Here is a 14,380-nt window from a genome sequence, read left to right as displayed (position 1 = left end):
CTCTAGTTCGATATTCGCGACAGCCAGATTGCATTTTGTGTGCTGCCGCTTGGCAATTCTTGCGCCGATTGCTGCCTGCCAGCTTTCGGCCGTGCTGATGTGCAAAGTTGACTTTCGCTCATGAAGATCTGTGGACTAAAAAATGGCGCAAAAGCAGAGATTAACCTGCTCTCTGCTCGTCCTTAACTCGGCCAACCGTTCAGCTCTCGGTTTGGCTCCTAAGCCAACGCTCGGCGAACTGGACACGGGACAGTACCGCGATGTCGAGGGCAACCAGGAGCGCCAGCGAAGCCCGGCAGGCAGTATCTTGACGATGCATGATCGGGACGTAATTATGGACAGATGAACCCGACCGGACCCCAATAAAGCGTGGCGAAGCATAAGACGCCGAAACGGAGGGGAAGGCGCCTTCCGCCCCTTTCCGAGCGCTTCACCTTCCTCGGCGACGCCGTATCCCCAGGCGACCGCAAAGCGCTTCGTTCCGCCCAGTTCGAGGTTTCGGACGCGAGGACCGGGCAGGATCGCAACCTCAAGCTTTGGGCAAAGACTGGCACGTCGGCGGACGAGGACCTCAGGCAGCTCTGGTTGCACGAGATGCGGCAGGTCCAGCGGGTGATGTCCTACGCGGGAGCGCGCGAGGTCATCGTGGACATCTTGGAGTTCGTCGAGGACGAGGAGGAGTTCGGCGTTCTCCTCGAACATGCTGGACAGCCGCTGTCCGCCAAGCTCCGCCGCGTGCCGCGGCAGCACTGGCTCAAGAACATCGGCGGGCCGCGCGCTAGGGTTATCTTCTGGCAAAACATGCGTCGGATCGCCATCGCAATGGGGATCGTCCACGCCCAGGGCCTCGTCCACGGCCACATCGACGCCGACGCCGTGATGACGGAGGGCGCGGAGGCCCCAGACTTCCAGCTAACTGGATTCGAATGGAGCCTATGGCTCTCTGCAGACAAGGCTGATCGGGCGCATGCTCGCCTCAACGCCAAAGCGGAGGCCGTCCGGTCGGACCGGTATTCCTTCGCGGAGGACTGGCGCTCGTTCGGACGGCTAGCGGCGCAGTGCCTCGAGGTCGCGGTCAGGAGTTCCGGCGAGATCGCGCCGGCGACGCCCGGGGGCCACCTCGTCTCGATGTCGAATTCCGAGCGGGCGCTCCTGAAAAGGTTGGTGGCGCCGACGCGCCTGGACAATCTCGAGGCAGGCTCGATCGCAAGGGCGATCGATGACGTCGTCGTGGAAGCTGGACGCGCGGGGTCGTCGAGGGCCGGAACGTTCGTCCTCATGTTCTCGCAAAAATCGAGGCTGGGGGACGTCGTCTACGACATAACCGGCGGCGACATACCGAACGACGAGTACAGGAGGCAGCTAGATTGGGTGCGGGCCGACCTCGACCGCGGCGCCACGCTGCTCGTACCCCGTGCGTTCGACCCCACGACCGGCAAGCTGCAGCTCGTGTCGGCGACGATAGTGTACGATCTCACCCCGATGTGGAGCGACGGCGTCGCCGCGTGGGACGTGGCGGTCTGCTCCCACGTCGCGCCGCGCGGCGAGACCCTCCGCATCGGCGACCAGGACGAACACGAACTGGGGCAACCGGTCGAGATCGCGACATCCGTCAAACACGCCACTGAGCTCAGGGCACGGCTTGGGCCCGACGCACTCGTCTGGACCGGCTTCGCCGAGCCGGGCACCTCATCGGCTCCATCGGGGCGCGTCGACCGGGTGCGCCAAGCGCTCCTCCTAGTGCAGATCGTCGAGTCCGTCATCAAGGCACTGGAAATCTATCCGGTCGAGGTCCTCCACGTCGAACGGGACCAGGGACGCAGATTCGCCGTGCTACGCGCGGAACCCAAGAACGAGCGGGATCGCGTGGCCGCCAAACTGCGCCTAACCGAGACCGAGCGGGCGCTCCGACGACTGTTCGAGGACGACCAGCGCGACGCAGACGCGAAATGGCGGCTATCGCTTGCCGCCAGTCTCGGCTCGGGCCGCCAGAACGACGTGCTTGCCACGTTCCTAGACGTCGTCCAGCACAAGGGCCGACACGCGCTCAGGTTCGAAGTCGACGACGAGCCGCCACGGGGATCCCAGCTCTTCCTGCGACCCGAGCGCGACACCGGCACGGAGAACGCCATCACCAGGAGGCTGAAAAACATCAAGGCGCTCTCGACCCGCGTCGACCTATCGGAAATGCTGGACGATCCTTGGCGGGTCCGACGATCCAGCCGAGAGACCATCGACGAGGCTGGGCAGAAGGACGAGCATTTCTTGGACCTCGACCCCCCGAAGCAGCAGGCGCTGATCGGCGTCTGGTCGACGTCTCCGTCCTACAATGTCGTAGGGCCACCGGGCGTCGGCAAAACCCGTCTCGCGACCGAGGTGGTGCGGCGGCGCTTCGAGGGCGACCGGTCTTCGCGGCTCCTCGTCACCGCGCAGGGCCATGACGCGCTCGACCATCTACAAGGCGCCATCAGGAAGACCCTCGCGACCGGCGGTCAGGACGACGTCATCGTAGTTCGCTCGACGACCCCGGACCGCCGGTCGACGAGCGACGAGGATCTGCACAAAAAGGGCCGGGACTACCTCGCCCTGCTCTCCGAGAGCGAATTGTCGCGCGATGCGCCTCCAGTCCTCCGGGACCGGGTGAACGCCTTGGCCACGGCGTCGGGACGGCTCGCACGCTCGAAGGACGCCGTTGAGAAGGACGACAGGGTCGCTCTCAACGCTCTGTCGAGCCTCATCCTCGACGCGGCTAATATCGTCATCTCGACCGCCAACTCTGCCGACGTCGAACGGCTCGTGGAGGCGAGCGAGCAGTTTGACTGGGTCATCGTCGAGGAGGCCGCGAAGGCGACCGGCCCCGAGCTGGTGGGTGCGCTGATGCTTTCCGGGCGGCGCCTGATGATCGGCGACCACCACCAGCTGCCGCCCTTCGAGGCGGACCGACTCGTGGCGCTCCTCCGCGACCACAGCGCCATGGTCCAGGCGATCGAGATGGCGGACCAGTACGTCGGCCCCCTTATGCGGGACGGGGAGATTGCCGAGTTGGAGGCGCTGGCCGGTGACCCGGACACACTGCGCGACATCGCGGATACCGCGCTGCGGCTATTCGAGCCCTTCCGCACGTTCGTCGAGGAGGATGAGCGCCGAGCGCGTCTGAATCCAGGACACCGGCCGATCTCCTCCACGCTCACGTCCCAACGCCGCATGGATCCCGCAATCGCGCGGATTGTCTCAAGGGCCTTCTACGACGACAGGCTTACGACCACGCCCGGCCGTACGGAGGAGGCGCTCACGCGGCCACCGCCTTTCGACGTGCTCGCGCCCCTGCCGCCCTCCCCCGTCGTCGCGGTCGAGTTTAAGCACGTCAGCGCAACCGGCGACCGGGCCCACGTCGAACAAGGGAACCCGAGGTGGCATAACCCGGGCGAGGTGCAGGCGGTGATCGACGTCCTGCGACACGTGCGCGCCCGCGAGGGCGGCGACCGCCCCACCCTGGCGGTACTCTCCTTCTACTCGGCGCAGGTAGAGAAGCTGGCACAGCGCATCGAGGTCGAGACCAGGGCCGGTGCTCTTTCGCATTTAGCGGGCTTCGCGTCCGCAATGCAGGACGGCGGATGGGTCGGCACCGTTGACGGCTTCCAGGGCAACGAGGCCGACCTCGTGATTCTCTCGCTCGTACGGAACAACGCCGGCAGCGGCGCGCGGGCGCTCGGCTTCCTGCGCGACCGAAGACGGATGAACGTCGCGCTCAGCCGCGCGAAGTCGAAACTGGTGATCGTCGGAAGCCCATCCTTCCTCATCGAGGCGGTGCGGGGCGTCAACCCCGACGCTGGCAACCACGACCTTTCCTTCATCGACGCAATCGTCGACACGATCGACCAGCTCAAAAAGGAGCGGCGGCCGGACGGGACGCATTGCGCGGCCTCGATCGAGGCCGCGAAGTTGTCGGGGTCGACGTCGTGCTGATCGCGATCCCCGTCTTCCGCCTGTCCTGCAAAGTCGGGATTGATCGCGGACGCGCCTGGAGCATCTTTGACGAGATGCTGCTCTGGGCCACCGCGGCGAAGCCACGCTCGATCGCGCAGCTCTCGGCCGAATCCAACCTCCCGCGTCAGATCGTCGTCGCGTCCATCGCGAGGATGATGAGGTTCCGGCTGGTCGAGCTGACAGTCAAGGACAACAGCGCCAAGTTCCAGACGAGCGCGTACGGCCGCGAGATCGTCGAGAGCGGCCGACCGCTGCCGTTCTTCCCCAAGCGCGAGCTGCGTCGCGTCAGTTTCGTCATAGAGCGTGCTACCGGCAGCTTTTTCCCGTCCGGACAGGTGCGGGTGAGATCCGAGTTCGCGCTCAAGCAGGAGACGGACCCCGACATCCGGGTTCTCGTCGTCCGGGGCGGGCCTCCGGTCTCCAACGAAGCCATGCTCGCGAAGCTCTCCCAGATCGCGGCGAGGGGCTGGGAGGAGCAGGTCGCGCTAGTTGACGGCCGGACCGCCTCGCTCCGACAGGAGTTTATGGTGATCCGAGTGGTAGATGGGGTTCCCCGCAACGTGCCGGAGGGCGCCTCGCAAGCCTTCCGCGCTATCATCGATGACGTCGCGTCCCGAACCGTGCCGAATTCGCAGATTCCCATTGGCTACGCCGGTCCTTCCGAGGAGGCGACGCCCGAACTCGCCGTGCATCAGTGCCATTTCGATCCCGCCGATCTTGTCATCGGCGGATCAAACCAACTCGAATGCCTCAGGGGCATTATGGCGCGCGCCCAGAGTCGCGCGATCATTCATTCAACCTTCCTTGACCACAACCGGTTCAAGGACCTGCTCCCGGAGATCAGGGCAGCATGCGCCCGCGGCGTGGTGTTCGACCTGATGTGGGGGGCCGAGACCATCGACGAGGTCGAGACGCGAAACACAGCCGCTGCTGTGGAGATCGCCAAGACCATCCGGGGCGACCGGGATCTCGCCGGCAAATTCCGGTTGCATATGACCAGCACCCGCTCCCACGCCAAGCTCCTACTCGTCGACACGGCGGAAGGAGACTGGCTGGCTGCTGTCGGGTCGTGCAACTGGCTTTCATCGCCGTTTCGTTCGACCGAGGTCACGGTCGTCCTGCGCGATCCCGCCGTCGTCGCGGACGTCGCCGTTATCCTCCAGCGCCTTGTCGGCCGCCGCGGCCTCGCCGACGACATAGCCAACGAAATGGGCATCCTGTCGCGGGACCTCCGGAAGATGCCAGCCCGGCCCGGCCTCGCCGAGATCACGCTGGTGGTCGGCGACGGCCACGACTCCGCCATGCGCGAGGTGAGCGGCCAGGCGAGGGACCGCCTCGTGATCGGCAGCAACCGACTGGGATCGACGGCCCGCCCGGGCGTCGTGATGCAGGGCGAGGCCGCGGCGCAGCGCGCCCAAGTCGAGGTCACACTCCTGTACTCGATCCCGTCCGGGCCGCTGAAGAATCGACACGCTCGCAAGCTCGCCGAGGAGGCCGCCGCGAACGGGGTCCGCCTCATCAAAACCAAGACCATACCCCTTCATGGTAAGTTTGTGGCGGTGGACGACGACGACCTTACCGTTACCAGCCTTAACTGGGCCTCCGCCTCAAGCGATCCCGACCTGCCCGAAGGAGATGTCGGCGTCAGGATCCGGTTCGCGGGTATCGCGCGTCACGCCGTCGAGATCCTGCAGCACATTCATCCGGAAATGATCCAAAAGGACACGGTGGCGGGGGAAGAGGGTCAAATAACTGATGGCCGTCCTTAGCGGTCAGTCGAGCAAGCCCCAGCTACGACGATCCGGGGCGTAGTCAGCGCTCGTCGACCCGCAGAAACATTCGCGCTAAGTGATCGCCGCCGAAAGCGGACTGGCCGCTCTCCATTTCTCCTCCCCTTCGACCCACATGAACGAAAGTCGCCTATCGGGAATGGGGGACAGGGAGGCGAACGGCCGACTTTGGGGCGCTTTGCTGACTAGCAGGAAGTGGGCCGTGAGCGGACTGGCGGCTTTCGGGCGAGCGCCGCATGAAAGCTGCCGTCGCCGGACGGCAACGGTGCATGGCGGCTTGCGACCCAAAGCCAGTCATCCATTCCAATCCCCGTGAACGTCCGGCGTCAAAGGAAGCTGACGATCGCGCCCTGTTAGATTGGAGGATAGGCAGCCCGTCCTAGTAGTCTCGGTTGTCGGTGGAGGCCGGGGCGAGAGCGGGGCCGACGAAATTATAGAGCCGCGAGTTGTTCATGGCGGACCCTACCTCTCGCGCTCAGACTCAAACGACATGATCGTCCCTGCGTGCTCCTCGACAAGTGACTGGAATGCCGTGAAGGCGAGATAGCAATGGTCGCGCTCAACGGCGAGCAAGTCCGCAACCTGATCGAGATTGAGAGGGTCGCGGCCGCCGACACCATAGCAGATGTGTCCGTCCGCGCAGACAGTGCGTGTAACCATCGCGCCCTTCCCGATTAGAAAGCGGGCCGAGAACCGATGATTGTAGGCGTTGCGGAAGTCCTGGGTGGCTTCCTTGAACGCCGTGCCAGCGATGGGCTCGACATGTCGCTTAAACGACCGGAAACGTCGCCACCTCCTGCAGATCGGGTCGATATTATTCAGATAGAGCGCGCGTTCGGTCGGGAATTCGTCACGCCATCCTTGCAGATCCTTCGCCATATTAGCCTGGTGACAAAGATGGCCCGCCGCATAGGCGAAGCGCGACTTAATCGCATAGGGCCGCCCGAGCGCCACCGTCCCCAGCGTGTCGATGAACTCGTGCGAGGCAGCCAGCTTCTCTTGGTCGGAGAGCGGGGCCGTGACACGCGCCCATGCACGCAGCCGATGCACGTCATGGGTCAAGTCGTTGATGATGTTCGCCAGCTCCGAAGCGTAGTCGGACAGCATGTTGGAATAGGGCATCCAGATGCCGCCGAGCGGGTCGGGTAACGTCCACCAGTGATAAGGCATGAAGCGCCCGCCGATCGCGCTATGGTCGAACTCGTGCCGATATGCGGTGTAGAGCCGGATCACGTCTTCGGACCGCTTGCGCGTAAACTGGTCCGGCTCAGGCATTGCGACGCGCCCAGCTGACCACCGACCACACCAGATCATCGACCGTGCTGCTCCCGACGGTGATGTCGCGGTGCGGCTCAATCCGATGATAGTCGCCGAGCGGCGCAGTCCCGCCGGTGAACCCCGTGCGGCGCGCGATAATGTTCTTGGTGCGTCGGTTTTCCTGCCAATAGGTCACGATGGCCCGGTGTTTCGGCTCGTTCGGACTGCCGGGATGCAGCGCTCGCGCGTCGGGAAAGTGCATGTGGCGATGATGCGCGTGGAGCAGCGTGACATCGTAGAGCCGGGCGATGAAGGCGCGCATCTCATCGAGGCTGCCGGCTGTGCCGACATCCTTGCATTCGATCGCCACGCGCGGGCGCCCCACTGGAATTCCGCCCGCCTTGCGAATCTCGGTCGCGACACTGCCGGGCACGATCGAGATGTCGATCTCATGCGTCGCCGCGCTGCGGCCAGCGAACTGGATGCCGTTCCATATCTCCCATTTACTGCGCCGGCCCCAGCGAAAGCCGATCACGCTGGCATTGCCGGGCCCCGCCGAGCTCGCAGGAACGCCGGTCGGCGCGCCGCCGCGCTGAATGAAACGCCGGTCGGCGTCGCCGGAGCGGATGATCGTCCCGTCCGATCGCTGGAGCCACACGCTGAAGCCGGCGTCGCGCAAGCCGCGGGCGATACTGGTCATCACGAATAGTTCGAAGATTCGCCCGGCGCCGGAGGCGTGTTCGAGGGTGGCGACCCGGCCTAAGATCGTGTCTAGCGCGGTTTGGACGGCCGGCATCATATCGTCGCCTGACCGCGCGCGCGCGTGGTCCACTCCGCCAGCGCCGCCCGCAAAGCGGGAAATTCGTTGCGGGCACCAGCGACATCCTCGCGACTGCTTTTGCGGGCGCCTTCGACATCAAGCAAGACCAATGCCGTGCCCTGCTCGGTTTTGGCGGATGCCGCTTGCGTTAGGTCTTGGGGGCCCCCCGGCTCGTTGGTGGACTCGACAATGAAGTCGAGCGCGTCGATGGATGCCTGCAGCTGCTCCAGCGCGGTCTCCAGCCGCTCCTCGACATAGGCCGCCGCCCATTCCACCTGCTCCCCCGCCGGTATCGGTTGGGGCTCCGCCAGAAACACCTGCGGCTCGCCGCGGGACTTGGGTTTAGCATCACTCCGGATCGACTGCCGGGCGGCTGCAAGCACCTCTTCCGATTCCTCAGCTGTGCGGCCAAGCCGAATGCCCTCGATCAGCTCGAAGGCCAGCCAATCCAGCCGTGCCGCCACCAAGGTCTCGATCAATTCGAGCACGCGCGAGTCGAGAATTGCCACTGCTTCAGGCCCCCAGCAAGATGATCCAGCAGATATAAAGTCGTGCCGGCGGACACGCCCCGTGTCATAGGCGCATCTACTTCCTATGTTGGCCGCACGCATTGTTCCAGCTCAAAGGAAAACGCATGGCTCGTAACAAAAACGGGAGCTGGCCCAAGCCGCTATTGGCGCTGATCGAAGTGTCCCATTCGCGCGAGGCGATGCAGCAATTTCGCGACTATAAGCTTGATGACGGGGCCTGGGGCATCTTCAATGAGATGAGCCAGGAAATGCTGACCGTCGTGCGTCCTGAAGGTAGCAGCTGCGTCATCATGAGCGCCCTGCTGGCAGCGACGCTGGAAGAGCCACTGGGCACGGTGGTTCCCGTGGTGGCCGGCGCGCTCAAGCTTGACGGAGAATATATGTACGGAAGCCATCGCGCCGTCGATGGGAGGCGAGTCTTCTCGGAGAATGGCGCCGACTGGGATGGCCATTGCTGGATCTTGCTCGACAACTACATCGTCGACATCTCGCTGGGCCGGACCGCCCGCCAAGGCCATTGTCGGGCACCGCTGGCGCGCCGAGTGCTGTCCGCGTTTGGTGAGCATGTTGGAATGATTGCCTTGACTAATTCCCGTGCACGCGAGACGGGCCTGCTCTATCTGCCGCGCTATGTTCTGACGTCGGATCAGGTCCTCGCGAATGCAGGCGGCGCCATGCAGAAGTTCGGCCTATAGGGGCCAGCGCCGCGTTTGTTTCTCAGCCCGGCTTGTTGCTGCGTGGCCCGTCGATCTGGCGGGCGAATGCCCGAAGAGACTCATCAAAATGCACTGCCCTGAACCAGCCAGGTCCGCGATCGGCCAGCTTCTCTAGCGTTACCTGGCCAAGATGGCGCAGCTGCTGCGGGCCGTCATATAGCTTGACATAGTCGAGACGCGCGTCTCCGGCCGCACTATCGAGCAATGCGAGATCGCTCGTTCGTGCCGTGATCCCTTCGCCGGCCTCATCGATCTCTTCGAGATGAAGCAGGCAATGGTCGCGCTGCCCATGAATCACGAGATTCCAACCGGCCGGCATACGCGAACGCGGCGGCGGGCCTTCTCCCATCTTGCCGAGATGGACCAGCGCTTCCCTTTGGCTGGGTCTTGGGTGGGCCGCGAGCCGATCAAAAATCGGCGCGTGCGAGAACAGGAACCGCCGGGACTGCGCGATTTGCGTCGCATTGTAGCGATCGACCTCATCGTCGCTGATTGCGGTCGGCTCGCCGGAATGCAGGCCGCGCCCATAAGCGCGAAGTGCCGCGTCTTCTTCGCCTTCGTTGGACAACAGATGGTCGAACCGTGCGACGACTGTCGGGCAATGCCAAGTCAGGAGCAGGGTCGGGCTCAACGGCAGATGCACTAAGACACCCTGCGCCTGCAGCGCATGGTCGCCATAGGGGAAGGGATTGCTGAACACCACCGGATGATCCGAGATAAGGAAGCGCGCCAATCCTGCGGGCTCAACCAAGCCAGGCATCAGCCGAAGAAACGAATTCTGGTGTCTCGCGCGTTTGAGGAAGGCTTCTATCGTGCCGCGTTTGGCATCGGTCTCGGTCGGTGGTGCAAACTGAGGATCGGTCAGATCGGCGCCGAACGACCCGAGAATCTCCCGCATCTCTTCGGCGAGCACGCCCGGCGTCTCGCGTGCCAGCTTCGTTCGCAGCAACTGGACCGCGCCGAGGTCCGCCAGCGCCGTCACCTGCGCTTCGCGCATCCATGACAATGAGCGCCGCTCGACGATCTGGGCCACGATAGCTGCTCCGGCGGAATCGACCTTATCGAACATCGCCTCGAAATTAAGCCGTTCGCCAACTTCGATGATCGTGTTGAAGTCGTTCTCCGACCCCGCGTTGAGGATCGAGGAGGTGAAATTCGCGCTGGTGCTCTTGTCGAAGACGTGGATTTGGGTGCGCCCGTTGTCGCGCGCGAAGTGACGCAACTGCGCCTGGGTCACGTAATGGTGCTTTTTGGAGGGCTTGGAAGGCTTCTTCACGGCTTGAAGATAGTATGTCGTCCTTCGACGGCCAAGACGGATCGCCAGTTCAGTGTGCTGTCTTAGATGTGGCTGCTGAGGTTTCGGACGGGGTCGGTTACCTAGAGGCTTGCCTGAGCGTCCAATGACTCAAAAGCCGACGGTCAAGGCCCCCTCACACACTCTATCTCGTTCTGTCATGCCAGAGGAACGACCACTGCTTGTCCGCTCCGGGCAAATCCTGCCGCTTGAGGCGCCGCGCCGGAGCGACAGCAAAGTCCCGTAGGCGGCCGTTCCGCCGCGCGCCTCAAACAGAATGAACGAACGGCAGGTTTCGGGATCGCCGTACATGCAGTCGAACGGCTGGATTTAGGGCGCTTTGCTGACTAGCAGGAAGTGGGCCGTAAGAGGATTGGCAGCTTCTCAACGCCAGATGGCGCGAAGCGGACATCGGCTTTCCCTTGCTGGTCAAACCGCTCAGACCAATCACAACCGCCGAAATGCCTGCCTGAAGCGGTCTTTGGTTCATGCGTCACTATACGCACGGATCTGGGTTGCCGGTTGACTGTTCGCCGGTTTCCGGGGTGAGTTCACGCCCAGAGCAGATCCGCGTAGTCCTCCATAGACCCGATCCGCACGAACACCGGCTCCAGCGGTCGCGCCGTACGGTTTCGCGGCCGGAATACGATGCGCACTTCGCGCTGATAAGCGTAGCCGAAATGCTTCGCCATCTCGGGCACCTTGAACTTCGTGTAGTCGAGGTAAGGGTCGTAATAGATGACGGGACCCTCTAGCGGCTCGCTGTCCGGGTGCAGCGCGAGGAAGGCCGAGATCATACGCTGCTTAAACCTGATCGGATCGCGTATCACGACGGCTGCATCGGCATCGAAGTCGGTCGGCATGCGATAGTAGATCTGGTCGCACAGACTGTAGAGGTGGTAGTTTGGCACGACCAAGGGAAGCACAATGTCGTCTCTATGATATTCGACACGATGCCCCTGGATCTCGGTGCAAGTCCGCCCATCCAGCCTTTCGCGCCAAGTCGGTATGCAGAACGTCCGGCTGACCTCGTCGTCCCTAACGGCGTCGCTGTGGCTCGCGTCGCCGTAATATCCAGCCGGGCTGATGCGGATCACCCCCTCGCGCAGCATTGGCTCCAGAAATTTGCGCCGACCATACTTCACTAGGATGGGTCCAGCTGGCGGCACGTAATCCTTGAACATACGGGCGGCGATCGGTCCGCCGTCGGCGAAATAATCGACTTCCTGTCGCGGGATTTGTTTCCATACCGGTAGACCCCCGCGGACCCCATATTCCTCCAGCAGGTGCGTGAACTTTCGCATAAACTCGTTCGGCTCGTCGATGGGCGGAGGGGCTATCAGCGAGTTATGGCCGAGCTCTGTGAGATTAGTCATCACGTCGTGGAAACGCAGTGCCAGCCGATCGTCCGGGCAGCCGAGCAGGTAGGGGCTCGATACATACTCGAACCTCCACGAGTCGCCCAGTGGCAGGCTGCCGCCCGCAGCCTGACGCCGCCGGTCGAACTCCGCTCGCCTTGCCTCCAATATGCCCAGCCGGCCGCGCATCGTGGCCACCGAGACTGTCACCAGAAAGATTGCACAGGACCGACCACCATTTTCTTCATCCTCTATGTAGTGCCCAGAAGTCACCTGGCCATTCGCGATTTGAACGGCCCGTCATTAGTTCGAGCGAGCTTGGAGCAATCGCCCTGTCATAATCGTCGGTCAATCGCCATAATGACGCGATGACGGAAGAGACCGAACCCAAGCACTTCCTCTTCATAGGAGACTCGGATGCTGGCGGCGCTGCGAGCCAACTTGCGGTCGCCGACATCCCCTATCACAAGAAGCGGCTCGAATCCCGCGTTCCCAACTGGCAATCGATTATCGCTCTACTCCATGGCGGCGACATCGTTGGTGTCTTGGTCAAACTCAACACCCGCGCAATGGAGCGCATGGCCCTCGACGAATACGCGGACGTGCGAGAAGAGCTGTTTGCGGGCATCGCGCAGCATCCCCACATCGTGTTTGTCCACGAGAGCTTCTACAATGATGCGCAGTGGAACGCCTCCCGAGCGGACGCGGATTCGGCGGACGACGTGAAAGACGCCGAACACGACGACTGGTTCGGCGACGACTACTTCCAGCCGATTAGCGCCGAGTGCGCCGAATTGGTCAACGACCTCATCGCACGGTACGAGATCAACGTGGTGCCCTATTTGCGGAATGTGGAGATCAACGTCCTCGCGAGCAACTTCATCGGGGAGCAACAGAGCAACGTGCTCTTCCGCTTCTACGTGCCGAAGGGGAGGATCTGGGCGGCCGAGACTGAGGCCATACTCCGCCTTTTCCGGGACTACCTGACTGAGACCGCGAACATTGAGGTCAATCAGACCAGCCGCTCCACCGCGACGGGAACAATCTACGAGTTCTCGGGCGGTGAGGCGGTGACGTCAAAAGAGGTTTCGGAGCAGGTAGAGACCTTCTCGCGGATGATGGATCTGTGCATCCGCGATCCGGACGGCGCCGAGCGGCAGCTCGTCGCGATGGGCGCCACGAAGGGCAATGCCGGCGAGGTGGTGGAGCGCTACACCAGGCAGCTGCGCCGCATCTCGATCGACATGCGACAAGAACGCGAAAAGACGATGCTCCGCATCCGCCACCGCTTGGAGGACGAACTATCCGAGATATTGCCGACAAGCGACCTCGCAGCCCTGCAATCGGCGGTGTCTCTGATCCTACCTGACGACTCCTCGATGATTGGATCGCTCGGCTTCGCGGCTACGCCGTCGCCCTCCGCCCCTGGCGCGCTTACCGTTAACATCCGGCCGCAGATCATCCAGCAGGTGCAGGGCATTGTGGCGCAGGAGATTTCGGGGACAATCAACCTCAGCCAAGGCGCGATAGAGATGATCAGGCTCATCGAGAAAACGGGCGGCAACCAGGCGCCCAATCTGAAGTCCGCGGTCTATGAGCTTGAGGACCCTTCGACGACGGCAGAGCGGCGCCTCTCCGCCAAGGCAAAACTCAAGGCATTCGCGTTCGGCGCGGCTAAGAAGACTGGCGACAAGCTGGTCGATGCCGGCGCGACCGCACTGGTCGCCTACTTGCGCGGAACACTTGGGATCTAAGCGTGGTCACAACGGCCGGTCGCGTCCGCTTTCGGGGTCAGTGACTTCGCAGTTGATTGGCCGAGATAAGGGCGCACAGGAGCCATTAATGAGCCGTCTAAACGCTAATGTGACATTTTTGCTTCTCTTATTCCGCAATCGCCATGGCATCGGCATCATATGGTTTCGCAAGCTTGACGGCATTTTCATAATCTGAACTGAGCCAGTTCTCATAATGCGATTTTGCAATGATCACCGGCATAGCCTTCGGATGAACAGGAGCAACCAGCGCATTCGGCTCGGTGGTAAGAAAGGCATATCGCATGCCGTCCGGGGTCCGCCTGCACAATCCTGCGAACGCGAACAGCGGCTCGTTTTTCATCTTGAACCAGACCTTGCGTTTGGCGCCCTTCTGCCCGGTCCATTCGCAAAATTGCGACACGGGCACCAAGACTTTGGCTTGCGGGTTTGACAGCATCGGTTTCCAGAAGCCGCTTTTCAGATTGCGCACATTGGTGATGGGCCGCTGCTTCTCGCTCCAGCCGGGTATGCCCCACATCATTTCCTCGAGCGTAAGCCCGCCATCTTCGGCCCTAACGACTGGGGCCGTTTGATCCGGGTAGATTTCATCGCGCGGTTCAAGGTTGGTCCGGTCGCCTGTGAAGCTGCCAAACAGATCCCTCATCTCGTCCACCGTCGCGGTCATGCGATACAGATTGCACATATTTGTCTCCGGCGATTTTTCCGAGCTTGCAAAATGATGCTTCAAGGAGGAACATAATAGGAACACCGATTCGGCAAAGGCATATCGCGAACCCATGGGAAATAGCACATTCCGAGCTTCGCAGATGATGAGCATGCGCCGGTCGGTGACAAATTCATGGACCCCCGATGC

At 62.6% G+C, this 14,380-nt stretch carries 10 protein-coding genes; 4 read left to right on the top strand and 6 right to left on the bottom strand.

All coding sequences use genetic code 11. The annotated features are described in order from the left end of the window. Positions 1 to 369 precede the first annotated feature (369 nt). Positions 370 to 3,966, top strand: coding sequence for a DEAD/DEAH box helicase (locus ACOQPC_RS04315; protein WP_420607431.1), 3,597 nt, complete (start codon positions 370 to 372; stop codon positions 3,964 to 3,966). After that, the gene (locus ACOQPC_RS04310; protein WP_420607430.1) at positions 3,915 to 5,756 is read left to right on the top strand and encodes a phospholipase D-like domain-containing protein; all 1,842 of its coding nucleotides are present in this window, start codon (positions 3,915 to 3,917) and stop codon (positions 5,754 to 5,756) included. Before ACOQPC_RS04315 ends, ACOQPC_RS04310 begins: the two co-directional genes overlap by 52 nt. Before the next feature lie 483 nt (positions 5,757 to 6,239). Here ACOQPC_RS04310 and ACOQPC_RS04305 read toward each other — a convergent pair whose 3' ends face one another. The 3 genes from ACOQPC_RS04305 to ACOQPC_RS04295 form a co-directional block, all read right to left on the bottom strand. Further along, on the bottom strand, positions 6,240 to 7,052 hold the full coding sequence (locus ACOQPC_RS04305) for a hypothetical protein (RefSeq protein ID WP_420607429.1): 813 nt from the start codon (positions 7,050 to 7,052) through the stop codon (positions 6,240 to 6,242). Continuing rightward, positions 7,045 to 7,734, bottom strand: a complete 690-nt coding sequence (locus ACOQPC_RS04300; RefSeq protein ID WP_420607428.1) for a hypothetical protein — start codon at positions 7,732 to 7,734, stop codon at positions 7,045 to 7,047. Before ACOQPC_RS04300 ends, ACOQPC_RS04305 begins: the two co-directional genes overlap by 8 nt. A gap of 95 nt (positions 7,735 to 7,829) precedes the next feature. Continuing rightward, a complete protein-coding gene (locus ACOQPC_RS04295) occupies positions 7,830 to 8,342 on the bottom strand; it encodes a hypothetical protein (protein ID WP_420607427.1) in 513 nt (170 codons plus the stop codon). A 146-nt stretch (positions 8,343 to 8,488) separates the two neighbouring features. On the opposite strand from ACOQPC_RS04295, the gene ACOQPC_RS04290 reads away from it, so the two are divergent. After that, positions 8,489 to 9,079, top strand: a complete 591-nt coding sequence (locus ACOQPC_RS04290; RefSeq protein ID WP_420607426.1) for a hypothetical protein — start codon at positions 8,489 to 8,491, stop codon at positions 9,077 to 9,079. A gap of 22 nt (positions 9,080 to 9,101) precedes the next feature. Here the strand turns inward: ACOQPC_RS04290 and ACOQPC_RS04285 are convergent, their stop codons facing one another. Together ACOQPC_RS04285 and ACOQPC_RS04280 are read right to left on the bottom strand one after the other, a co-directional pair. Beyond that, positions 9,102 to 10,337, bottom strand: coding sequence for a DUF4238 domain-containing protein (locus ACOQPC_RS04285; protein ID WP_420607425.1), 1,236 nt, complete (start codon positions 10,335 to 10,337; stop codon positions 9,102 to 9,104). A 608-nt stretch (positions 10,338 to 10,945) separates the two neighbouring features. Beyond that, a complete protein-coding gene (locus tag ACOQPC_RS04280; protein ID WP_420607424.1) occupies positions 10,946 to 11,950 on the bottom strand; it encodes a hypothetical protein in 1,005 nt (334 codons plus the stop codon). Between the two features lie 170 nt (positions 11,951 to 12,120). Here ACOQPC_RS04280 and ACOQPC_RS04275 point away from each other — a divergent pair, with 170 nt between their 5' ends. Next, complete coding sequence (locus ACOQPC_RS04275) at positions 12,121 to 13,506, top strand: hypothetical protein (RefSeq protein WP_420607423.1); 1,386 nt, start codon at positions 12,121 to 12,123, stop codon at positions 13,504 to 13,506. A gap of 127 nt (positions 13,507 to 13,633) precedes the next feature. Here the strand turns inward: ACOQPC_RS04275 and ACOQPC_RS04270 are convergent, their stop codons facing one another. Continuing rightward, entirely contained in the window at positions 13,634 to 14,344 is a 711-nt protein-coding gene (locus tag ACOQPC_RS04270) for an SOS response-associated peptidase (protein WP_420607422.1), read from the bottom strand. Between the last annotated feature and the right edge of the window lie 36 nt (positions 14,345 to 14,380).

The sequence above is a fragment of the Novosphingopyxis sp. genome, assembly GCF_965218915.1.
In the GTDB taxonomy this organism is placed as follows: Bacteria; Pseudomonadota; Alphaproteobacteria; order Sphingomonadales; family Sphingomonadaceae; genus Novosphingopyxis.
The sequence above is the reverse complement of the archived record's forward strand: the minus strand, read 5'-3'. Positions and strand labels throughout refer to the sequence as shown.

Excerpts from the sequence above, each read along its gene's own strand:
- ACOQPC_RS04305 (WP_420607429.1), bottom strand. The coding sequence starts at position 7,052 with ATGCCTGAGCCGGACCAGTTTACGCGCAAGCGGTCCGAAGACGTGATC.
- ACOQPC_RS04300 (WP_420607428.1), bottom strand. The coding sequence starts at position 7,734 with ATGACCAGTATCGCCCGCGGCTTGCGCGACGCCGGCTTCAGCGTGTGG.
- ACOQPC_RS04290 (WP_420607426.1), top strand. The coding sequence starts at position 8,489 with ATGGCTCGTAACAAAAACGGGAGCTGGCCCAAGCCGCTATTGGCGCTG.
- ACOQPC_RS04275 (WP_420607423.1), top strand. The coding sequence starts at position 12,121 with ATGACGGAAGAGACCGAACCCAAGCACTTCCTCTTCATAGGAGACTCG.
- ACOQPC_RS04270 (WP_420607422.1), bottom strand. The coding sequence starts at position 14,344 with ATGCTCATCATCTGCGAAGCTCGGAATGTGCTATTTCCCATGGGTTCG.